14 protein-coding genes are annotated in these 22,233 nt (G+C 43.7%); 8 read left to right on the top strand and 6 right to left on the bottom strand.

Going from position 1 to position 22,233, the window contains the following annotated elements; genetic code table 11:
• Window positions 1–146: 146 nt before the first annotated feature.
• From ACP7AA_RS09520 to ACP7AA_RS09505, 4 genes are all read right to left on the bottom strand, one after another.
• Entirely contained in the window at window positions 147–839 is a 693-nt protein-coding gene (locus ACP7AA_RS09520) for a hypothetical protein (protein ID WP_426223404.1), read from the bottom strand.
• A gap of 111 nt (window positions 840–950) precedes the next feature.
• Complete coding sequence (locus tag ACP7AA_RS09515; RefSeq protein WP_426223403.1) at window positions 951–3,224, bottom strand: nitric-oxide reductase large subunit; 2,274 nt, start codon at window positions 3,222–3,224, stop codon at window positions 951–953.
• Between the two features lie 550 nt (window positions 3,225–3,774).
• Window positions 3,775–4,692: an HpcH/HpaI aldolase/citrate lyase family protein gene (locus ACP7AA_RS09510; protein ID WP_426223402.1), complete on the bottom strand. Its 918-nt coding sequence runs from the start codon at window positions 4,690–4,692 to the stop codon at window positions 3,775–3,777.
• 133 nt (window positions 4,693–4,825) lie between these two features.
• The gene (locus ACP7AA_RS09505; RefSeq protein ID WP_201624897.1) at window positions 4,826–5,263 is read right to left on the bottom strand and encodes a DUF1971 domain-containing protein; all 438 of its coding nucleotides are present in this window, start codon (window positions 5,261–5,263) and stop codon (window positions 4,826–4,828) included.
• A gap of 296 nt (window positions 5,264–5,559) precedes the next feature.
• On the opposite strand from ACP7AA_RS09505, the gene ACP7AA_RS09500 reads away from it, so the two are divergent.
• A complete protein-coding gene (locus ACP7AA_RS09500) occupies window positions 5,560–7,041 on the top strand; it encodes an MFS transporter (RefSeq protein WP_281490128.1) in 1,482 nt (493 codons plus the stop codon).
• Window positions 7,042–7,184: 143 nt separating this feature from the next.
• Here ACP7AA_RS09500 and narL read toward each other — a convergent pair whose 3' ends face one another.
• Together narL and ACP7AA_RS09490 are read right to left on the bottom strand one after the other, a co-directional pair.
• Window positions 7,185–7,844 (bottom strand): two-component system response regulator NarL, encoded by a 660-nt coding sequence (narL, locus tag ACP7AA_RS09495; protein WP_201562822.1) that lies wholly within the window; start codon window positions 7,842–7,844, stop codon window positions 7,185–7,187.
• Between the two features lie 195 nt (window positions 7,845–8,039).
• Window positions 8,040–10,103 carry a histidine kinase gene (locus ACP7AA_RS09490; protein ID WP_426223401.1) on the bottom strand — a complete coding sequence of 688 codons (2,064 nt, stop codon included), beginning with the start codon at window positions 10,101–10,103 and terminating at the stop codon, window positions 8,040–8,042.
• Window positions 10,104–10,630: 527 nt separating this feature from the next.
• Between ACP7AA_RS09490 and ACP7AA_RS09485 the strand changes: the two genes are divergently transcribed.
• The 7 genes from ACP7AA_RS09485 to ACP7AA_RS09455 all read left to right on the top strand — a co-directional run bounded on the left by ACP7AA_RS09485 (window position 10,631) and on the right by ACP7AA_RS09455 (window position 22,173).
• Window positions 10,631–12,010 carry a NarK family nitrate/nitrite MFS transporter gene (locus tag ACP7AA_RS09485; protein WP_426223400.1) on the top strand — a complete coding sequence of 460 codons (1,380 nt, stop codon included), beginning with the start codon at window positions 10,631–10,633 and terminating at the stop codon, window positions 12,008–12,010.
• Between the two features lie 453 nt (window positions 12,011–12,463).
• Window positions 12,464–16,222 (top strand): nitrate reductase subunit alpha, encoded by a 3,759-nt coding sequence (locus ACP7AA_RS09480; RefSeq protein WP_426223399.1) that lies wholly within the window; start codon window positions 12,464–12,466, stop codon window positions 16,220–16,222.
• 121 nt (window positions 16,223–16,343) lie between these two features.
• Entirely contained in the window at window positions 16,344–17,882 is a 1,539-nt protein-coding gene (narH, locus tag ACP7AA_RS09475) for a nitrate reductase subunit beta (RefSeq protein WP_144297179.1), read from the top strand.
• A 58-nt stretch (window positions 17,883–17,940) separates the two neighbouring features.
• Window positions 17,941–18,750 (top strand): nitrate reductase molybdenum cofactor assembly chaperone, encoded by an 810-nt coding sequence (gene narJ / locus ACP7AA_RS09470; protein WP_426223413.1) that lies wholly within the window; start codon window positions 17,941–17,943, stop codon window positions 18,748–18,750.
• A 14-nt stretch (window positions 18,751–18,764) separates the two neighbouring features.
• Complete coding sequence (narI, locus tag ACP7AA_RS09465) at window positions 18,765–19,490, top strand: respiratory nitrate reductase subunit gamma (RefSeq protein WP_201624904.1); 726 nt, start codon at window positions 18,765–18,767, stop codon at window positions 19,488–19,490.
• Between the two features lie 245 nt (window positions 19,491–19,735).
• Entirely contained in the window at window positions 19,736–20,917 is a 1,182-nt protein-coding gene (locus ACP7AA_RS09460) for a globin domain-containing protein (protein ID WP_426223398.1), read from the top strand.
• A 245-nt stretch (window positions 20,918–21,162) separates the two neighbouring features.
• A complete protein-coding gene (locus ACP7AA_RS09455; protein WP_296173530.1) occupies window positions 21,163–22,173 on the top strand; it encodes a peptidylprolyl isomerase in 1,011 nt (336 codons plus the stop codon).
• Window positions 22,174–22,233: the final 60 nt, after the last annotated feature.

Here is a 22,233-nt window from a genome sequence, read left to right as displayed (position 1 = left end):
CTCTAATTACGGCTTGAAAGCGTAATCACTGTCTACAAATAAACCCAGCTAAGAGATTTCTTAGCTGGGTTTTATCTTTGTTATTCAACAATCACAAGATATCAATCAATAAATTCTTTTATATACTGTCCTTCTAAGATATTAATCTATTCAGTTTGTTCAATTACAATGAGTATGTGTGGTGTTTTATCCTCTCTATCAACGTGCACGATAGCTTGCCAGCCACCATATAGAGATATTTCCTCAGCAAATTTTAGCGACGAGCGTTTTTCTAACGATTGCAGTGTCTTTAGCTGCTTAGTATGATGCGCCACAGGTATTAGAGTCTTTAGCACCTCTGAAAACACAGGTAAAGACTTTCCTTCTTGTGGCTTAACATAGTATGAAACGCTACTTAAGTCACACCCTGATAAGGTCGCTTGAATACTTAAGCCATTTATCTGAATGGATTCAGTTATCACCTGAGTATAGTCATGTATATCGATATCTTTCTGACTGGTTCCACCAAGATTAAGGTCTAATAAGCTCTTATCTTTGATACGAGATAGTCGGCAATTATCCCGATAAACACTACTAACAGGACTACCCTTCTCCCAATTTAGCGTAAACTCAAGCGCAGGCTCTAGTAGCTCGCCATCCTCATATGCCTCAGGATATGAGCGAAAGTTAGGCACGGCACTATAATGAATTTGTTTACCTTTTACTTCATAATCAACGATATGCTCGCTAAAGGGCGCATATAGCAATATCTCATGTTCAGTGATAATATTCTTATTCTTATTTAACAGCAGATAATAAATCGCACTATTGGAATAAACACTACCGCCCAACGGACCCATAGATTCGACTTCTAAGGCGATATCATCAGAAAAGACTTTTAACCAGTCAATAAAAAGCCCTGAATTTTCAGGGCTTTTTATGGTTACGCTAGCTTATTAATCATTAACTTATTAATCGTTCACTGGGTTTTCAGGTTGGTAGTTTGAATGTGATGGTTTTGCAAAGGCAAACTTAACCACCTGCAATGCCACACAAACGGCACCAGTGATCAAGACCACGTCACCAAAGGTACGAATCCAACGCAGTGTCTGCAAGAAATCTTGTTGTAAGAAGCCTTCACTACGAGCGTACCAGAGACCTTCGGTCATTGATGCGTGCGCTTGGAAAATACCAATCGGTAATAAACTGGTGACAATCATCAATACCAAGCCTGCATTTAGCGCCCAAAAACCGGTTTTGATAAGGTTTTCACTAAACACATAGTCTGGACGAATATAACGCATGACCAGTAAGACAAAGCCGATTGCTAAGAATCCATAGACCCCAAATAGAGCGGCATGTGAGTGAACGGCTGTGGTATTTAACCCTTGTAAATAAAACAGTGACACAGGTGGGTTAATCATAAAGCCAAACACGCCTGCACCCAACATATTCCAAAACGCGACGGCAACGAAACACATGATAGGCCATTTGAGCTTATCCATCCATGGCGCTTGACGCTGCATAGACCAATGCTCATACCCTTCATAACCTAGTACCACTAAAGGTACCACTTCTAAGGCACTAAATGAGGCGCCGATTGCCATGACTGGCGTGGTTGTGCCTGAGAAGTATAAATGGTGGAAGGTACCGGGTACACCGCCGAGCATAAATAGCGCCGCAGAAGCGATGGCAGAACCTGTGGCGATTTTTTTATTAACCAAGCCTAAGTTATAGAAAATGAAAGCCAATGATACGGTGGCAAATACTTCAAAGAAGCCTTCTACCCATAAATGTACCACCCACCAGCGCCAGTATTCCATGATGGTTAAATGTGTACGCTCGCCGTAGAACAAGCCAGCACCATAGAATAAACCGACGCAAACAACTGATGCAAAGAATATCGCGAGTAAGTTTTTATCGCCCGGTTTTTTAAATGCTGGTAAGCAACCGCGGGTCATTAATACCAACCAGAACAATATGCCGACCCATTTTAAAATCTGCCAGAAGCGACCAAGGTCAATAAATTCATAGCCTTGATGACCAAACCAGAAGTTGTATTTCGCAGGCATAATGCCAGCAATGGCAAAGTATTGGCTAATAAATGAGCCAACGACGACGATAATTAACGCCACCCAAAGTATATCAACGCCCAATTTTTGATACTTAGGATCTTTACCGCCATTGATAAGCGGTGTTAAGTACAAGCCTGCCATCAAGAAAGCGGTGGCAATCCAAAACAAAGCGGCCTGAATATGCCACGTACGCACCAGCGAATACGGGAAGTAATCGGCGACGGCAATACCGTAAAACTCTTGTCCTTCAACGGTATAATGCGCGACGAAACCGCCGATAAATACCTGAAAAACAAACAACCCCATGACTAAAACACCGTATTTCGCCAAGGCTTTTTGCGACGGCGTTAACGCTATTTTGGTTAATGGGTCAGCGTTTGGTGTGATTTCCTTAACGTCCTCTTCTTTACGTAAAAATGACCAACCCCAAATAAGGAAACCAACCCCAGCAATTAAGAACACCACACTGGCGATAGACCACATGATATTTTCTGAGGTTGGGACGTTATCAATCAGCGGCTCATGCGGCCAGTTATTAGTATAAGTCGCATTGGTACCCGGACGTTCGGTAGACGCCATCCACGTGGTCCAAAAGAAAAAGTTGGTCAGTTTTTGTCTGTCTTCAATATCTGCCAAGGTATTGTTTTTCATGGCAAAGTTTTCACGCGACTTTTGCAAGGACGGCTCATTACCATACAAGCCAATATAATAAGGCGCGACTTCATTGATGGCGGCGATACGCGTATCTGACAACACCACTTGATTTTTATCATTGGTATTGCTGCCACGGTATTCTTTTTTCAACTGCGCATTGAGCACCGCTTTTTGATCGTCTGTGGTGGCGGCAAAATCATGCCCATATAACTCTTGTGCCCTGATATCTAACCAAGCGACAAGCTCTCTATGTAACCAATCTGCGGTCCAGTCAGGCGCTTGATATGCACCGTGCCCGAGCACTGAGCCAAGCTGCTGGCCACCGGTACGCTGCCAAGCAGATTGACCATCCAAAATATCTTCTTCAGTGATTAAAACCTTCCCATTACTGTCAATATACTGATCAGGGATAGGAGGTGCGGTACGATACACTTCCACGCCGCCCCAACCTAAAAAGGTAAAGGTAACCACGAGGACGGCGATTAAGCCCCACCAATACTTCTTGTACTCGCCCATATCTTGCTCCTACTGGCTAGATAAATAATCTGAACACTTAAACATTCATTTAAAATGAACTTTTATAAGCGTCATGATTCCAAAAATGAAAGAAATAATGTTGCCCGTTGCGATAAGTCTATTGATAGCTGTGATTAATAGTTCTGCAAATCTTAAGCCTACTGCCCTAGTCTTAGTTTTGATATTTAGGTAAGAATAAAGGTTAATAGCTTAAATTTAAGATTACCTCACTGACCCATTGATAGACTTTATCGCTTCGATGGCTAAAAGTATTTGATGAGTATTTACATCTAGCATCAAACTGGAAACATAATAACATTCATTTAATATGAATGTTAAGAGTTATTTCTATTTATTCTTATAAGTATAATAAACTGCGCTGTTCACTCTTTATAAAAAACCCATTAACCTCGCTATAAATCTTCAAAATACTGGGGCGAATATCAAAGCCGGTTAAGGGATTGTACATAATGAACAAGCATAAAAAAACCAGATAGCATTGAACTATCTGGTACGTGGTTAAATTACTCAAAAACCAATATCGTGCTAATTATTTAGCGCTTGATAACACCTGATAACTACGCTCAATCACCGGCGCATCAACCATATTACCATCAACTTTAAAGACTGCCTGCCCACTGCGCTCATATTCTGTGACCACGCGCTGCGCAAATTCAAGCTCACTAACCGTTGGTTGCAGTGACTGCTTGACGACGTCAACTTGCTTAGGATGAATACAAAGCATGCCGGACATGCCCATCTGCGACCATAGCTGCACACGATGATGCAGCCCTTTATTATCATTAAAATCTGCATACACACTGTCAATCGGCGCAAGCAGTTGATGGACTTTTGAGGTCAGGATAAGCTGATAACGAATTTGATTGGCAATAATATCCGCTGATGCTGTACCCACTTGCACCTGTAAATCATTGCATAAATCTAAAAAACCATAGCTAAATGCAAGCAGCCCTGAAGCTTTTGCCATAGCTTCAATACGGTACAAGCCCATGGCATTTTCTATCAAGGCAATCACGGGCAGCCCCGCTTCTTGATACACCCTTTCGATATCTGCTGGCTGCTCCGCTTTTGCCAGTAATACACCTGCCAACTTAGGCAGCTGCTGACATAGCGCCAAGTCTTTAACAAATTCTGCACTGCTCGCTTGATTAATACGTAGCCAAATCGGGCGATAGCTTTTAGCGTCATGCTCAGCATCATAATATGCTTTTAGTGCTACGCGAGCTTGGGCTTTATCTACTTGCGCAACCGCATCTTCTAAGTCAACAATCACCGCATCAGCCCCGCTAGCAAAGGCTTTTGCTACCCGGTCTATTCGCGTTGCAGGAACAAATAACCATGTCTTGGTAGCCGCAAGCGATTCAATCATTACTCGGTAATTTTGCGATTCAGTATGGGTATCGCTGCTCGTGTTTTTATTGACAGGCTGATTGCTAGAAGCTGACATGCTTAGTTCCCATAGATAGATAGGTAAATAAATAGATGAATAGGTAAATAATCATCTTAGCAACATTTAGCATGATTGTGCCATGACAAAAGCGCTTGTCATAGCACAATCACTGTATAGCTACCCTAGATTATTAAGATTCCTCTGGTTTATCAAATAACTTCTCGATAGGTTTACTATGGATTTTAGAGCTATTAAACAGTGATTTATTACCGCTATCACCTTCTGTCCAAAAGTTGATATTAAACTGGGCATCGTCACTTAATTCTACGCGGTGCCAATATTGAGGCGGGCTGACCGCAAACTGTCCAGCGTTAATAACCACTGTCTTTTCTGGTTCAGTGGCCGCTTCATCAGCAAAGCCATAAAAGGTCACCGTACCTTGCATGACACAAATTTGTCCGTAGACGCCTTCCGCCGTATTGTGATGGGTTAACAAGGCGTTAGGCACTTTATCTTTGGTAAAGAAATGGGTTGAACGTTTTATTTTCCAATGGCTTGGAATGACGGGATTGGGATTGGTGGTGCTAGTGGTGTTTTTAGTATTAGTAGTATTAGTAGTGGCACTCATGATAACTCCTTGGCTAGTTTGCTTGCTGTAGATTTTTATCTCAATCTGCCTTAAAGGTTAATATTCAATTGAGAATAATTATCATTAATATAAAATAGCACTTTTTAAAAGGCTTTACCAGCCTTGTATGAGTTTGATTATTAATAAAAATATAATGCCCAAAAATGCCTACCTACTCCCCATTAAGTAGTATAGAAAGTAGACCCTATACTGCTTTCGCTCAATAGTTATGACGCCCCCTTTATTGCTATCTTGTGCCCATTACCGGCATCAGAATTTATAATGGGGACATTATCATGCATGCAAAAGAATTACTCGAGGTTGAACGCCGTGAGATAAGGGCGCTTCACTATACGTGGATTGCTTTTTTTCTGACCTTTTATGTCTGGTTTAATATGGCGCCGCTGGCAACCTCGATGCTACAGACGGAAAGCTATTTAACCCCTGATCACATCAAATTATTTTTAATTGCCAACGTCGCGTTGACGATTCCGGGGCGCGTCATCGTTGGCATGGCATTGGACCGCTTTGGTCCGCGGCGCGTGTTTTCTATACTCATGGTAGTGATGGCGATACCGACGTGGTTTTTCGCGTTTGGCGACTCTGCCATGCAACTATTCGTCTCGCGCTTATTTATGTCTATCGTCGGTGCAGGCTTCGTCGTCGGTATCCATATGACGGCGTTATGGTTTAAACCCAAAGATATTGGCTTTGCCGAAGGCTTTTATGCTGGCTGGGGAAATTTTGGTTCAGCGGCAGCGGCGATTACCATTCCAACCGTTGCCTTACAATTCTTTGGCGGCGATGATGGCTGGCGCTGGGCAATCGCATTATCTGGTCTATTAATGGCGCTATACGGCGTGGCTTATTGGTTTTTAATCACCGATGGACCAGAAGTTGGTACGCATAAAAAATCCCGTAAAGCTGGCGCGTTAGAAGTGTCGACTTGGAAAGACTTGTGGTTATATTGCTTATTTATCGTTCCTTTATACGGCGTATTGGGATTGCTGGTGTATCGCACCCAAGCGATGGGATTTTTAAGTGCGACGGGCGCTATTATTGCTTATAGCGTGATTGTATTGATGGTCATTTATCAGATTTATAAAGCCATCAGTGTCAATGTGCCTATGCTTAAAGCCGGTATTCCAGAAGACGATAAATACCCGTTTAAATCGGTGGCCGCGCTGAATGTCAGCTATTTTGCTAACTTTGGCGCAGAGCTAGCGGTGGTTTCTATGCTACCGATGTTCTTTGCTGCGACGTGGAAACTTGACCCGACGGCGGCTGGTTTGATTGCCTCTACCTTTGCCTTTGTTAACTTATGGGCGCGGCCACTTGGCGGTTATATCTCTGATAAAGTCGGTAATCGTCGTTTGGTGATGCTGATTTATATGTTCGGTATTGGTATTGGTTTTGCGCTGATGGGTATGCTTAATGCCGAATGGCCGCTATTTATCGCCGTGGTCTTTACCATTCTATGCTCGGTGTTTGTACAAGGGGCAGAAGGCGCGACCTTTGGAATTATTCCTTCGATTAAGCGTCGTTTGACCGGTCAAATATCAGGCATGGCAGGCGCTTATGGTAACGTTGGCGCGGTATTCTACTTATTTATTTATACTTTTGTAGAGCCCAATCAATTCTTTTATATCATTGCAGTCGGTGCGCTGATTGCATGGGTTGTCTGTTATTTTTGGTTGGCAGAACCAGAAGACGCCTTTGGTGATGAATATAAAATGTCATCCGTTGATCGTCAAATTGCGGCAGAAAGTAAATACTAGGAGTAAGTACTAAAAGCTGATATTAGCCGTTAGTATTTATATCAAAACCTAAGACATAACAATCATACTCTCAGATTGTAATATCCAAAACTAAAAACCCACCTAGCATATTGTTAGGTGGGTTTTTAGTTTTAAATAAATGATTACTTAGATAAATGGTTAACCGTCCATACCGCCGCTTCTACCCGTGTCCGCAGACCAGTTTTATTGAGGATATGCTTGACGTGTACCTTTACCGTTGATTCGGCAATATCCAAATTATTGGCAATCATCTTATTACTCATCCCTTCAGCAATCATCTGAATAACTTGTAGCTCTCTACTGGTCAGATTACTGGCGATATCTTGAATGCTTGGAGTGCGCAACGTTTGGGCAAGTATCGAGGCTAGATTGGGACTGATGACCAACTCACCGCGGAGTATTTTTCTGATATCAATAATAATCAGCTCAGGCTCCATATCTTTTAGCAGATAACCATCGACGCCCAATTTTAACGCCTCTTGTACGTCTTCACCGCTATCAGAAACGGTGAACAGGACGGTCTTGGTATTGATATTTCTGGCTTTGATTTCTCTCAAGGTTTCGATACCGGTGAGCACCGGCATTTTGTGGTCAAGTATCACCAAATCGACGTCATTATTTTCTAAAAAGGCTAATGCCTCTTGACCATTACTGGTTTCGCCAACGACTTTGACATCGTCTTCAAGACTTAATAACTCGGATATGCCGCGGCGTAGCATCGGATGGTCATCGACCAATAATAGGCGAGCGGGCGAGGTGCTGGTATAAACTTTGGTGCTCATAACATACTCACAAATAAAAAAATGGTACAAGAATTTAATGATTTAAATTTAATAATTCAGTATTACAGTGCTTAAAAACTGCTTAGCGGAAATCATATTTAAAAATGAAACTGGTTAGAAAAATCCGCCAAAAAAATGCCAATCAACAACTTCATAAAAGACCATTCAATCGCTTAAAACCACGATTTTACTAGGCTATAAATAAGCATCTTTATTACTTTCTTCATCAAAGAAATTGGGCTCAAATCTGACCGTAACGATAGTGCCGCGTGGCTCGTTATCAGTCACGATAAGTTCGCCGCCGATATTATGGGCGCGCTCTTTCATAATCATCAAGCCGTGATGCTGGGTTTGATCGACACCGCCAGATATGCCAACGCCATCATCGATGATACTCATGACGATATATTTATCACCGTCCTCGTATTCCAAATGAATTGCGACGTTTTGTGCTTTTGCATGGCGGCTAATATTTGACAGCGCTTCTCTAGCAATCTGAATCAAATCTATCTGCTCAGTGGCGCTCAAATTAAGCGTCATAATATGGTTGTGTACCGTTATATTAAAACCGCCTTTTAAGGCAAACTCACTGGCAGCATCGTGCAAGGCTTCGTCGAAATTATCATTATCGATGGTCAAGCGAAAGGTCACCAATAAATCTCTTAACTGCTGATAAGCGGAGCCTAGCCCCATTTTTATCTGCTCGATATTTTGCGCTACCGGTGCTTTGACGGGCTCGCTGCCAGCGTTTTTAAGGTGTCTTTCAAGTACGCTGACTTGGATTTTTAGATAAGACAACGACTGCGCCAAGGAGTCATGCAGCTCTCTCGCAATCGTCGAGCGCTCTTCAAATAAAATCAGCTGATGCTCTTGCTGTTTTTGCTTACGCAGCGATAAGGCGGTACTGATTAAGTTGGTCAGCGCCACGATGAGCTCGTTATTTTGCGCATCCAATTCAGGACTGCTAAATGGGAAAACACTCCCCGCCTCTGTCATGTTTATACGCTGTTCTGGCGCAATACCATGACCAGTCTTATTACTGTCATCATCATTAAGGCCATCATCAGCGATAAAAGAGTAATTCATCATTAGCGCCGACTTAGGTCGCACGCGCAATTCGCCAAATTCTTCTTGTTGATGAACAATGGGATAAGACTTGGTATGTTCGCCATTTTTCGTTGCGCAGTTATCACAATTGAGCTTTTTGCACAGCTCTTTCATTTTTTCGCCATGCAGAACGATGGCATTTTTACTGGTGATATATTTATTCTGTATGCACAAGGTAAACTCTAAATGCGGCAAGGTTTTACTAAAATCTGCAATCAAGGCATCGAGCTGATATAAGCTCACTTGGCTGGTGGTCAGCGATTTTGAGAAGTCATAAAACAGCGACAGCACTTGATTGGCTTTGACCAAATGCTGGGTTTTTACCTGCACCTCACTCTCAAGCGAGCGCTGGTAGGTCTCAATCGTACTTGCCATATCATTAAAAGAATTGCCAAGCACTTCAAACTCTCTATAGCCTGCAATGGATACTCTGGTATTAAACTGACCGTCTTTAAATTGGTTATTGGCTTTTATCAATTGATAAATAGGCGTGAGCACCAATTGATGCAATCTGCGCATGCCAATCAGTACAATAATGATGGTCAGTATCAACGAGAGGATTTGCAGGTTTTGCTGCCATGTCTGGCGCTGCTCGTTTCGGTACTGCAGCTCACCAACAAAGCGGTTCACATCTTCGATATAACTGGCAGAAACGCCATAAAACGCCTGTTTATCCTGCGCCAATAAAGTCGGTTTTAAGTCTTGATACCATTGGTCTTTTATCTTATTAAGCTGCTCATTGATAAGCGTATGTCTATTGGCACTCGTTAGCTGATAGACCTGCAATTCTGCCAGCCGATTTTCCATATCCTTAATCAAGATAGCTGTCTTTTCAGCGGTGTTTTTATTAGAAAAATCTAATTTATCTCGTTTAACAGACGTCTCATTTTCTTGGTCGCTAACGCCGCTTTGGTTAATATTTAAACTCGAGCTAAAAGGATGGTCATCGGAAAAACCAGTCGCAATCTGAAAGCTAATGCGATAAGTGGCCATGCGTATCGAGCCTGCGGTATTAATCGCTTCCGCATCAGACCGTGCTACCCAAGCCAGCGCCCCACTCCCCAACGCTGACATCAAGGATAAGATGGCGATGATAATAATAGCGCCCCAAGCATGAAGGGTTAAAGACTGGCGGCGTTGAATAGACTTCATGAATAGCATTTATCCAGCAAAATTAGTAAAAAAGAGGCGTTCAGTATCAGCGTTAACAACTTACTAAAAGTATTAAAAGCATCTTAAAAAAAGCCTTAAAAACAGCCTTAAAAACAGCCTTAAAAACAGCCAAGTGCGCATAACCAATCTCAAACCAGTTCTGGTTAAAAACTCCACACTTTTCAAAAAATAAAAACCATATCATTCCATTCAGAGCAAACTTTTAGTAATCATTCTGCCCGCAACATACCTCTTTTAGCCATCAGTATACCACTATGTATGAATACTCATCATCGGGATAACGCAGTACCGTGAGTTATCGTTTCTATAAAACCATTGATTGTGATGATTTGCTGTTATCAAGGGCGCATTGGTCACAGACATCAATCTACCGCATCAATCCAACCCAAATATAAGCAGTCATTAACAACAATCAAAGCGACTGCATACGGTAATTTTTATAACGGCTGAAGGTTATAAAACTATCCATTATAACTAAGCATAAATGATATTAAGTGAGGAATAGTATGGGCAATGATTACAACTTCAAAGGTGGTAAGCTCATCACTGACTGGCGACCTGAGATAGATGAGTTCTGGAAAGGGGGCGGCAAAAAAGTCGCCACTCGAAATTTATGGATATCCATTCCATCCTTGCTACTGGCGTTTGCAGTATGGATGGTATGGAGTGCGGTCATCGTGCGCTTACCTGAGATTGGTTTTGATTTTGATGGTGGGCAGCTGTTTTGGTTAGCGGCGCTACCCGGTCTATCAGGGGCGACGCTACGGATTTTTTATTCTTTTATGGTGCCAATTTTTGGTGGTCGGCGTTGGACAGCGATATCAACCTTGTCTCTATTAATTCCGGCATTATGGATGGGCTTTGCGGTTCAAAATCCTGATACGCCGTTTATGATATTTTCCATTATTGCGCTGCTTTGCGGCTTTGGCGGTGGTAACTTTGCCTCGTCCATGTCCAATATCTCGTTCTTTTATCCAAAAGCGGAACAAGGTACAGCGCTTGGGTTAAACGCTGGCTTGGGTAATTTGGGCGTGTCAGTGATGCAGTTCGTCGTCCCGATGATTATATTGGTAGCGGCGTTCGGTAGCTTAGGCGGCGACCCACAAGTCTCTGCCAGCGGCAAACTGTTTTATCTACAAAACGCGGGCTTTATTTGGGTACCCTTTATCCTGCTGTTCTCAGCATTGGCATGGTTTGGCATGAACGACATTGCCACCGCCAAAGCCTCGTTTAAAGACCAATCCGTTATCTTTAAACGCAAACATAACTGGATCATGTGTATTCTTTATATGGCAACCTTTGGCTCCTTTATTGGTTTTTCCGCCGCATTCCCGATGCTGATTAAGAACTCCTTTCCTGCCATTGATGCGCTTAAATTTGCCTTTTTAGGTCCTCTGGTCGGCGCACTATTTCGTCCACTAGGTGGCTGGATATCTGATAAAACCAGCGGCGCAAAAGTCACTTTTTGGAACTATATCGTGATGGTATTGGCAGTATTGGCGGTGATGTACTTCCTACCTAGCGAGACCCATGAGGGCAGCTTTGTCGGCTACTTTGTCTCTTTTATGGTGTTGTTTATTACCACGGGTATCGGTAACGGCTCGACCTTTACCATGATTCCAGTTATTTTTAGAACCTTTCACGAACGCCTTGAGCCTGAAAAAGCAGGGACAGAAGAGTTGTTTATCGAGATACGTAAAGAGTCAGCGGCGGTGGTTGGATTCACCTCAGCAATCGCCGCTTATGGCGCGTTCTTTGTGCCAAAAATGTTCGGTTCAGGACTGGGTATTGATGGCACCTTTATCGCCTTAATTGTCTTTTACATTCTCTGTATCGTATTGACTTGGTGGTATTACAGCCGTGCTAATGCTGAGATTCCTTGTTAAAGCAGATATTTTATAACAACCCTTTAACAACCGTCTTTTGAATGAGCAATAACCAACCCTATGAAGTGCTACTTGCTAATGTGAGTAGCACTTTTTTTGTTTTAAATTTTTGCTAAGTAATTTCCAGCTGCTAAATAAGCAGGGCTCATGGACGTTTAACGATTAGACGTTTAACGATTAGACGTTTAATGATTAGACGTTTAACAGTTAGACGCTCAATAATTAGACGCTTAACAGTTTTTTTAAGCAAATTTGATAACTTGCCGCTACTACTAAGGTGGTAGTGCCCTGCTCATGTTAGCTGATAGTAAGAGGGTGACGGCTTACTTAAAATGACGCTATCGAAATAATATTTACGGCTTAGCTGCATACCGATATCAAGCACTATCAAGATAGAAGCATTCTGCACTCAGCTCTAGATACACCTTAGGCAATAAAACAGAGGATAGCGAAATGAGCCATTTACTCGACCAATTCCGTTTTTTTAAACGTAAACAGGGCGAATTCTCCGATGGGCATGGCGAGACACGCGATGAGTCTCGTGACTGGGAAAATGTGTATCGTAGCCGTTGGCAGTATGACAAAGTTGTGCGCTCAACGCATGGCGTCAACTGTACCGGTTCTTGCTCGTGGAAAATCTACGTCAAAAACGGCTTGGTGACGTGGGAGACGCAGCAAACCGACTATCCAGAAACCCGTCCTGACTTACCAAACCACGAACCGCGCGGCTGTCCTCGTGGCGCAAGCTATAGCTGGTATATGTACTCAGCGAACCGTGTGAAATACCCTAAAGTGCGTAAACCACTACTTAAACTGTGGCGTGAAGCCAAAGCGCAATATCCTGATCCAGTCGATGCGTGGGGCAGTATTGTCCAAGACCCTATCAAAGCAGAACAGTATAAATCTAAGCGCGGTTTGGGCGGCTTTATCCGCTCGACGTGGAGCGAGGTCAATGAAATCATCGCTGCCAGTAATGTGTATACCGCCAAAACCTTTGGTCCTGACCGTATCGTCGGTTTCTCTCCAATTCCTGCGATGTCGATGGTCAGTTATGCTGCTGGTAGTCGTTATTTATCATTAATTGGTGGTGTTTGCTTATCGTTTTATGACTGGTATTGTGATCTGCCGCCAGCGTCGCCGATGGTTTGGGGCGAGCAAACTGACGTGCCAGAATCAGCCGATTGGTATAACTCTGACTATATTATTGCGTGGGGCTCAAACGTTCCGCAAACGCGTACACCAGACGCGCATTTCTTTACCGAAGTACGTTATAAAGGTACCAAAACCGTTTCTATCACCCCTGACTATGCAGAAGTTTCTAAACTTACTGACTTATGGTTAAATCCAAAACAGGGTACTGATGCGGCAGTCGCGCAAGCATTTTGTCATGTAATTATCAAAGAGTTTTATCTTAAGCAGCCTAGTGACTATTTCTTAGATTACGCCAAGCGCTATACCGACCTACCTGTCTTAGTCATGCTAGAAGGTGAAGAAGGCGCACGCCATGCTGGTCGCTATCTACGCGCTTCTGACTTAATCGATAATTTAGGTCAAGAAAACAACCCTGAATGGAAAACCATCGGTCTAAATAGTGATGGCGAGCTGGTTTCTCCGCTTGGCTCTATCGGTTATCGTTGGGGCGAAAAAGGTAAATGGAATCTTGAGCAAAAAAATGGCACCACAGGCGCAGAGATTGATCTAACATTGACTTTAAAAGACAGCAATGAAACCTGCAAAGTCGGCTTTGATTACTTTGGTCATGTAGATCATCCGCATTTCACCTCGGTACCGGGCGAAGCAATACAGCAAAAAACCGTCCCCTGTAAAACCATTACTTTGGCCGATGGCAGCACCGCTATCGTAGCCACTGTCTTTGATTTAACCGTTGCCAACCTTGGGGTTGATAATGGCGTTGGCGGCGAGCACGTCACCGACGATTATAACGATGCCACCGTACCGGGCACGCCTGCTTGGCAAGAAGTCATCACCGGTCTGAGCCGTGAGCGCGTCATCCAAGTCGCGCGTGAATTCGCTGAAAACGCCCATAAAACTCATGGTAAATCGATGATTATCATCGGCGCAGGTATGAATCACTGGTATCACCTCGATATGAACTATCGCGGCGTGATTAACATGCTCATGCTGTGTGGCTGTATCGGTAAATCTGGTGGCGGCTGGGCGCATTATGTTGGGCAAGAAAAACTACGCCCTCAAACCGGCTGGTTGCCATTGGCATTTGCGCTTGATTGGCATCGTCCGCCGCGTCATATGAATGGCACGAGCTTCTTTTACAATCACAGCTCACAGTGGCGTCATGAGACCATCTCTGCCCATGAAATCCTCTCGCCTCTCGTCGATAAAAAGTTTTTCCCTGAGCATATGCTTGATTACAACATTCAAGCAGAACGCGCAGGCTGGTTACCTTCAGCGCCGCAACTCAATCGTAACCCATTGACCATCGCCGCCAAAGCCAAAGAAAGTGGCAAAGATGTGGAAGAATATGTGGTCGATTCTCTACAAGACGGCAGCTTACGCTTTGCTTGTGAATCCCCTGATAATCCTGACAACTTCCCGCGCAATATGTTTATCTGGCGCTCAAACTTATTGGGCTCATCAGGTAAAGGCCATGAATATATGCTGCATTATTTCTTGGGCACCAAAAACGGCTTGCTCAATAAGGAAAATGCAGAGGGTCACCTGCAACCAAAAGAAGTCGATTGGGTAGAGAAAGGCCCTACTGGCAAATTAGATTTGGTTGTCACCCTAGACTTCCGTATGTCATCTACCTGTTTGTATTCTGACATCGTACTACCAACAGCAACGTGGTACGAAAAAGATGACATGAATACCTCCGACATGCATCCATTCATTCACCCATTAACCGCAGCGACTGACCCTGCATGGGAATCTAAAACTGATTGGGAAATTTATAAAGGCATTGCCAAGAGCTTCTCTGAAGTCTCAAAAGGTCACTTAGGCGTTGAAACCGACGTTGTCACTTTGCCGATGCAACACGACACGCCAGGTGAGTTGGCACAGCCATTTGGTGGCACTGATTGGAAAACCGCTGGTGAAAAACCTGTACCAGGTAAAAACTGCCCGATGATTAAAGTGATTGAGCGTGACTATCCGAATACTTATGCCAAATTTACCTCGCTTGGCCCTGCCCTAGAAAAATTAGGCAATGGCTCCAAAGGTCTGAATTGGGATATGAAAACTGAAGTCAAACAGCTTGGCGATTTAAATCACCGCGTCACTGAAACGGGTATCTCTGAAGGCAGACCGCGTCTTAATACGGCGATTAACGCTTCTGAGATGATTTTGATGCTCGCGCCTGAAACCAATGGTCATGTGGCGGTAAAAGGCTGGGCTGCACTCTCTGAGTTCACCGGTCGCGACCATACCCACCTTGCCAAATCTAGCGAACATGAAAAAATCCGCTTTAAAGATATCGTCGCCCAACCACGCAAAATCATCTCAAGCCCAACATGGTCAGGTATTGAGTCAGATGAAGTCAGTTATAACGCCGGTTATACCAACGTTCATGAGCTGATTCCTTGGCGCACGATTACTGGTCGTCAGCAGTTTTATCAAGACCATCCTTGGATGCAAGCGTTTGGCGAGCAAATGCAGCAGTATCGTCCACCGATTGATACCAAGACCACTGAGCTGCTCAAAGACGCTAAACCAAATGGTAATAAAGAGATTGTACTGAACTTCTTAACACCGCATCAAAAGTGGGGTATCCACAGTACCTACTCTGAAAACTTGCTCATGCTAACCCTAAGCCGTGGCGGCCCTTGTGTTTGGATGTCAGAAGTCGATGCCCAAAAAGCCGGTATCGTCGATAACGATTGGATTGAGCTGTTCAATGCCAATGGTGCTATCACCGCTCGTGCCATCGTTAGCCAGCGGGTCAAAGAAGGCATGACCATGATGTATCACGCCCAAGAAAAACTGGTCAATATTCCCGGTTCTGAGCAAACAGGCACGCGCGGCGGTATCCATAACTCAGTCACTCGGACGATTTTGAAGCCGACCCACATGATTGGTAGCTATGCCCAGCAGTCTTATGGCTTTAACTATTATGGCACCGTTGGTTGTAACCGTGATGAGTTTGTCGTGATTCGTAAAATGTCAAAAATCGATTGGCTCGAGGACAAACCCGATAACGAATTACCGCGCCCATTACCAACCACCATTGAGGATTAAAGCGTTTTCTTCTATTGAAAATCTGTCGTTTTAAAAGACATTTTTTAAGACGACATCTTTTGAAACGACATGATTGAAGAATAAAGGCTGCTTTTTCTACTAATATTTGGAGCACAGATCCATGAAAATTCGTTCGCAAGTCGGCATGGTGCTTAACCTTGATAAATGTATCGGTTGTCACACCTGCTCAGTCACCTGTAAAAACGTCTGGACCAGCCGTGAAGGTATGGAATATGCGTGGTTTAACAACGTTGAGTCAAAACCCGGTATCGGCTACCCCAAAGAGTGGGAAAACCAAACCAAATGGAAAGGCGGCTGGATACGTAATGCCAACGGCACCATCAATCCGCGCATCGGTGGTAAATTCAGAGTATTGGCCAATATCTTTGCCAACCCTGACTTGCCAGAGATTGATGATTATTACGAGCCGTTTGATTTCGATTATCAGCATCTACATACCGCCCCTATCAGCAACCATCAGCCTATTGCTCGCCCGCGCTCAGCCATCACCGGCAAACGTATGCAAAAGATTGAATGGGGTCCTAACTGGGAAGAAATCTTAGGTTCCGAGTTTGAAAAACGTCGCAAAGATAAGAACTTCGACAACATTCAAGCGGAGATTTATGGCGAATACGAAAACACCTTTATGATGTATTTGCCGCGTCTGTGCGAGCATTGCTTGAATCCTACGTGCGTGGCGTCATGCCCAAGTGGCGCGATTTATAAGCGTGAAGAAGATGGCATTGTCTTGATTGACCAAGAAAAATGTCGCGGCTGGCGCATGTGTATCTCAGGCTGCCCTTATAAAAAGATTTATTACAACTGGAAATCGGGCAAATCTGAAAAATGTATCTTCTGTTATCCGCGTATTGAAGCAGGCTTGCCAACAGTTTGTTCAGAAACCTGTGTTGGTCGTATCCGCTATCTAGGCGTCTTGCTTTATGACGCAGACAAAATCGCTGAAGCGGCAAGCACGCCTAACGAGCAAGACCTTTATCAAGCGCAGTTGGACGTATTCTTAGATCCTAATGACCCTGCCGTTATCGCTCAAGCGTTAAAAGACGGCGTCCCGCAATCGGTTATTGATTCAGCACAGCGCTCACCAGTTTATAAGCTGGCGATGGATTGGAAACTTGCGCTACCGCTACACCCTGAGTACCGCACGCTGCCTATGGTGTGGTATGTGCCGCCGTTATCACCGATTCAAAACGCTGCTGAAGCGGGTAAAGTCGGTATGGATGGTTTGATTCCAGATGTCGACAGCTTACGTATTCCACTGCGCTATCTTGCCAATATGCTTACCGCAGGTGATGAAGAGCCTGTACGTTTGGCATTAAAGCGTCTACTGGCTATGCGTAGCTATAAGCGTATGCAACTGGTCGAAAAACAAGAAGTACAAAGCATTTTAGATGATGTTGGTTTGACCAAGCTGCAAGTTGAGGAGATGTATCGCTACTTAGCTATTGCCAATTACGAAGACCGCTTTGTGATTCCAACCGCCCATCGTGAAGAAGCCTTAAGTGATGCCTTTGCTGAGCGTAATGGTTGCGGCTTTACCTTTGGCGAGGGCTGTTCAGGACATTCTGACAACAGTATGTTTGGTCAACGTAAAGCCAATCGCCGCGATTTCATCGATACTGTCCAAAAGTGGGAGTCATAAGATGCAAACTACTCAATTTAATAATAATACTTCGGTGCATGAACCTATTACTTCATCGATGGAGTCACCAACTATCGGTAACTCTGATTTGAAGCTACTCAAGGTCTTAAGCTTACTTATCGACTATCCAAGCAATGAGCTGTTTTTAGGCGATACGCTTGCCGATTGCACCGAAATTGTCGCCAAATCAACGCTGATTAGCCCAGAAGTACGCACGCAAATCATCGACTTGATCGAGGATTTAATCGATACCGGCTCTCTTGAGGCGCAGGCGCGTTATGACGGTCTGTTTGAGCGCGGTCGTTCTTTATCATTGTGGTTGTTTGAGCATGTACATGGCGAATCGCGCGACCGTGGTCAAGCGATGGTCGATTTGATGGGTCAGTATCAAGAAGCTGGCTTTGAGATTAGCATCAAAGAGCTGCCTGACTATCTGCCTTTATATCTTGAATTTTTAGCCTATCAAGCAACCATTATCGAAGACGATATTCAAATTCGTATGGATATCGCTGATGTCAGCCATATCATCGCTTTGCTTGCTGCCCGATTAGAGGATCGCGGTAGCCTGTATAAAGGCTGCTTTAATGCGCTATTGCAAATCGCAGGTAAGCCGCTTGAGATTGTTGAAGAGTATCAAGAAAAAATCAGCAAAGAAAAGCGCGATGACAGCTTTGAAGCCTTAGATAAAGAATGGGAAGAAGAAGTGGTGACGTTTTTGGATGCGCAACAAGAAGAGCGCTGCCCGTCACAGACGAGTACCCAAAACCTTGCGGCAAAAGCGGGGATAAAAAATGCCTCTGCTGCAAATGCGGTCGATGCTCCTGTGCACTGGGTAGACTTTAAAACCAACCAACCGGTTAAACCCTAATAAGGAGAAAGGACATGAATATCGCAGATCCTAGTGTACAGTCTTTAGCCAACCTCAATTGGCTGCAAATTTTCCTTTTTGGTGTTTATCCGTACGTAGCCTTGACCATCGCTATCATTGGTACTTGGGTACGTTTTGATTTATCTCAGTATTCATGGAAGGCAGGTTCGACCCAGATGCTCAGAACCAAAAACATGCGCCTTGCCAGCAACCTCTTCCACGTCGGTATTATCGTGGTATTGCTCGGGCATTTATTTGGGATGTTGACGCCACATTTTCTTTATGACCGTTTTATCAGCGCGGGTCATAAGCAGATTTTAGCAGTGGTCGTCGGTGGTATCGCGGGGGTGTTTTGTTGGTTTGGCTTAGTCATGTTGATGTGGCGACGCTTTACCGATGACCGTATCTCAAACACCTCATCGTTCTCGGACAAATTGGTACTGGTGCTGTTATTTATTCAGCTTAACTTAGGTCTTATTTCCATCTTTACCTCAGTAAAGCATTTAGATGGCTACACCATGATGAATTTGGCAGGCTGGGCACAGGATATCACCGTCTTAAGACCTTGGCAGGCAGCAGCACGTATTGAGCAAACTGACCTTATTTATCAGCTGCATATGGCGCTCGGCATCACCCTGATTGCGATATTCCCATTTACACGGCTTATCCATATTATCAGCGCGCCAATCTGGTATTTCGGTCGCCGTTATCAGATTGTCAGAGAGAAACGTTCACAATAGAAACGTTGCCAATAGAAATAGCCACAATAGCGATACAGCATTGATGTTTGGATGAAGTTACGATACTATAAGATTCATTTTTAATGAATCTTATAGAAACCACTCAATTATTAGACGGTTAAAGGCTTAATCCCAGCGCTTTTTTAACAGTTTAATGACGGTTTTCTTAATGACAGCTGTCAGATTCATAATTTGAGCTTCAATCCCAAAACTTATCAATGTGAAATATCACTAAAGGATCCACCATGGCGTCACCAAAAACCCTAGAAATCGTGAAAGCAACCGTTCCTGTACTCGAAGAACATGGAACCGCGATTACTACCGTATTTTATAAAAACATGTTTAACGAACATCCTGAACTACTGGATATTTTTAACGAGACCAACCAAAAATTAGGCCGTCAGCAAACCGCACTTGCCATGACTGTTTTGGCCGCAGCCAAGCATTTGGAAAAATTGGCGACATTATTGCCGCAAGTTACCCAAATCAGCCATAAGCATCGCGCTTTGCAAATTTTGCCAGGGCACTACCCGATTGTTGGTCATCATTTATTGGGCGCGATTAAAGAAGTACTGGGTGACGCTGCGAACGATGACATCATCAATGCTTGGACAGAAGCTTATGATGAAATCGCTTCAGTATTTATCCAAATCGAACATGGCATGTACGAGCAAGAAATGTGGTCAGGTTTTGCGCCGTTTAAAATCACCGAAAAAGCAGAAGCCGCGACTGACATTGCCGCCTTTACCGTCGTTCCTGTAAATGCTGATATTGATTTAAGCAAACTCAAATTGTCTGCTGGTCAATACATCACGGTTAAAACTGACCCAAAAGACAGTAAGCATATAGCTCTACGTCATTATTCTTTATATTCAGCGAATAGCGATAAAGGCATTCAGTTTGCCGTCAGACGCGACAACCGTAATGAGCATAATGGCTTAGTGTCGAACTACTTACATGACCACTTAGACGTTGGCGATACGATTTTACTATCTGCCCCTGCCGGTGATTTTGAGCTTAACCAAGAGCTAGTACAACAAAACGAAATCCCATTGGTACTCGTCAGCGCCGGTGTTGGCGTCACGCCAATTTTATCGATGTTAGAGGCGCAAGTAGCGGCCAATCCACTACGCCCTATTATTTGGGTTTATGCTTGTCAGAATAAGGAACATCATGCCTTTGACAGCAAGGTTAATGAGTTGCTTGCCGCCGCTGAGAATGTAGAAAAGCATATCTTCTACTTTGAGTCAGGGCAAATTCTAGACGAAGCATGGCTTGCTACTTTACCGAAGCCTGCCGATATTTATGTTTGTGGTTCTATGATGTTTATGGAAAGCATCATCGACGGTTTAATGACCCTCGACCATGGCGTTGATAGCGTTCATTACGAACCCTTTGGTCCGAAGATGAGCCTAGAGTTGGCTTAATATTATCAGTCTAACTAAGTATTTAAGCATTGAGTAAGATAGAAAATGCGCTCAATACTTGGTTAGAGATAATATAAAGTCAATTAGCAACAGCCATAGAGCCGCCTTTAAACGCTTCATCAGTGCGTAAACAATTTAAAGGCGGCTCTATTTTTTTATTTAATTTTTGACGTAAAACTTTAATCGTATTTAACGATATTTATCATCCGATTCCTTTTATCAGAACCCTTAATGGAGCAAAAGCCATGACTGTTAGTACCTACAATCCAGCCGATCATACCAGCAACCAAAACGCTCATGCCTCTACTGCTGCCAATCATATAGCAACTGGTAATGGGGATGATATTCTGCGGGTCATGCCAACCCTATCCGACTTGCAAAAACCACATTCTGACCAAGAATTTATCGAAAAAGCGATGGCGGAAGAACGCAGCAATCATAAGAACCTGATTGCCTCTAGCCGTGATGAGCTGCCTTCAGTGACGGTCAATGGTGTGATGATAGATAGAACCAATATCGCCCAAGAGCTGCAATATCATCCAGCGGAGAACAAAGAAGATGCGGTATTTTTAGCGACGCAAGCGTTAGTGGTGCGCGAATTACTCAGACTGGCTGTGTTAGATGAGCCAAGTCTTGGTGAGACGGCATGGGAAAACGATGAAGAGCAAGCGATTTCTACTTTAATAGACAAAAACGTTCAAGCAACGATGCCAGATATGGCAACCTGTGAGCGCTATTATAGCCAGAATATTACTGATTTTAAGACCGATCCTATCATGACCGTACGCCATATTTTATTAGCCTGCCCGCCTGAAGATGGCGATGAGCGCTTAAAGCTTAAAAAGACCGCGTACGAGTTTATCGAACAAATCAAAAATAACGCCAATCCTGATGCCGAGTTTATCCAATTAGCACGCCAGCATTCGGCTTGCCCTTCAAAAGAGCAAGGCGGCGAATTGGGTATTATTAGCAAAGGACAAACCGTACCAGAATTTGAAAGCACGTTATTTAAGCTAGATAAAGGACTTGCCCCAAGCCCTATCGAGAGCCGTTACGGTTTTCATATCGTTGAGGTGCTAAATAAAGAATCTGGCATTCAGATGACTTATGAGCAAGTCAGCCCTGCTATCCACAATAAGCTGAGCCAGCAAGCTTTTCACCAAGCATTATGCGATTATTTGTTTACCTTAGCGAATGAGGCGGATATCGAAGGTATCGAGATGACGCTTGAGCAAGAGAATATCTTCCGCGGCTAAGCAATGCGCTGTCGGTCACTTAATTCTTATGTTATAAAATAGCTGTTATGGTATAAAGGT

It is taken from the genome of Psychrobacter sp. DWR1-2-3 (assembly GCF_049896465.1).
Classification (GTDB): Bacteria; Pseudomonadota; Gammaproteobacteria; order Pseudomonadales; family Moraxellaceae; genus Psychrobacter; species Psychrobacter maritimus.
Note: the sequence above shows the minus strand (reverse complement) of the source record. Positions and strands in the feature narration are given on the sequence as shown.

Coding starts and splice junctions, on each gene's coding strand:
- ACP7AA_RS09520 (WP_426223404.1), bottom strand. CDS start 839: ATGGGTCCGTTGGGCGGTAGTGTTTATTCCAATAGTGCGATTTATTAT.
- ACP7AA_RS09515 (WP_426223403.1), bottom strand. CDS start 3,224: ATGGGCGAGTACAAGAAGTATTGGTGGGGCTTAATCGCCGTCCTCGTG.
- ACP7AA_RS09510 (WP_426223402.1), bottom strand. CDS start 4,692: ATGTCAGCTTCTAGCAATCAGCCTGTCAATAAAAACACGAGCAGCGAT.
- ACP7AA_RS09505 (WP_201624897.1), bottom strand. CDS start 5,263: ATGAGTGCCACTACTAATACTACTAATACTAAAAACACCACTAGCACC.
- ACP7AA_RS09500 (WP_281490128.1), top strand. CDS start 5,560: ATGCATGCAAAAGAATTACTCGAGGTTGAACGCCGTGAGATAAGGGCG.
- narL (WP_201562822.1), bottom strand. CDS start 7,844: ATGAGCACCAAAGTTTATACCAGCACCTCGCCCGCTCGCCTATTATTG.
- ACP7AA_RS09490 (WP_426223401.1), bottom strand. CDS start 10,103: ATGAAGTCTATTCAACGCCGCCAGTCTTTAACCCTTCATGCTTGGGGC.
- ACP7AA_RS09485 (WP_426223400.1), top strand. CDS start 10,631: ATGGGCAATGATTACAACTTCAAAGGTGGTAAGCTCATCACTGACTGG.
- ACP7AA_RS09480 (WP_426223399.1), top strand. CDS start 12,464: ATGAGCCATTTACTCGACCAATTCCGTTTTTTTAAACGTAAACAGGGC.
- narH (WP_144297179.1), top strand. CDS start 16,344: ATGAAAATTCGTTCGCAAGTCGGCATGGTGCTTAACCTTGATAAATGT.
- narJ (WP_426223413.1), top strand. CDS start 17,941: ATGGAGTCACCAACTATCGGTAACTCTGATTTGAAGCTACTCAAGGTC.
- narI (WP_201624904.1), top strand. CDS start 18,765: ATGAATATCGCAGATCCTAGTGTACAGTCTTTAGCCAACCTCAATTGG.
- ACP7AA_RS09460 (WP_426223398.1), top strand. CDS start 19,736: ATGGCGTCACCAAAAACCCTAGAAATCGTGAAAGCAACCGTTCCTGTA.
- ACP7AA_RS09455 (WP_296173530.1), top strand. CDS start 21,163: ATGACTGTTAGTACCTACAATCCAGCCGATCATACCAGCAACCAAAAC.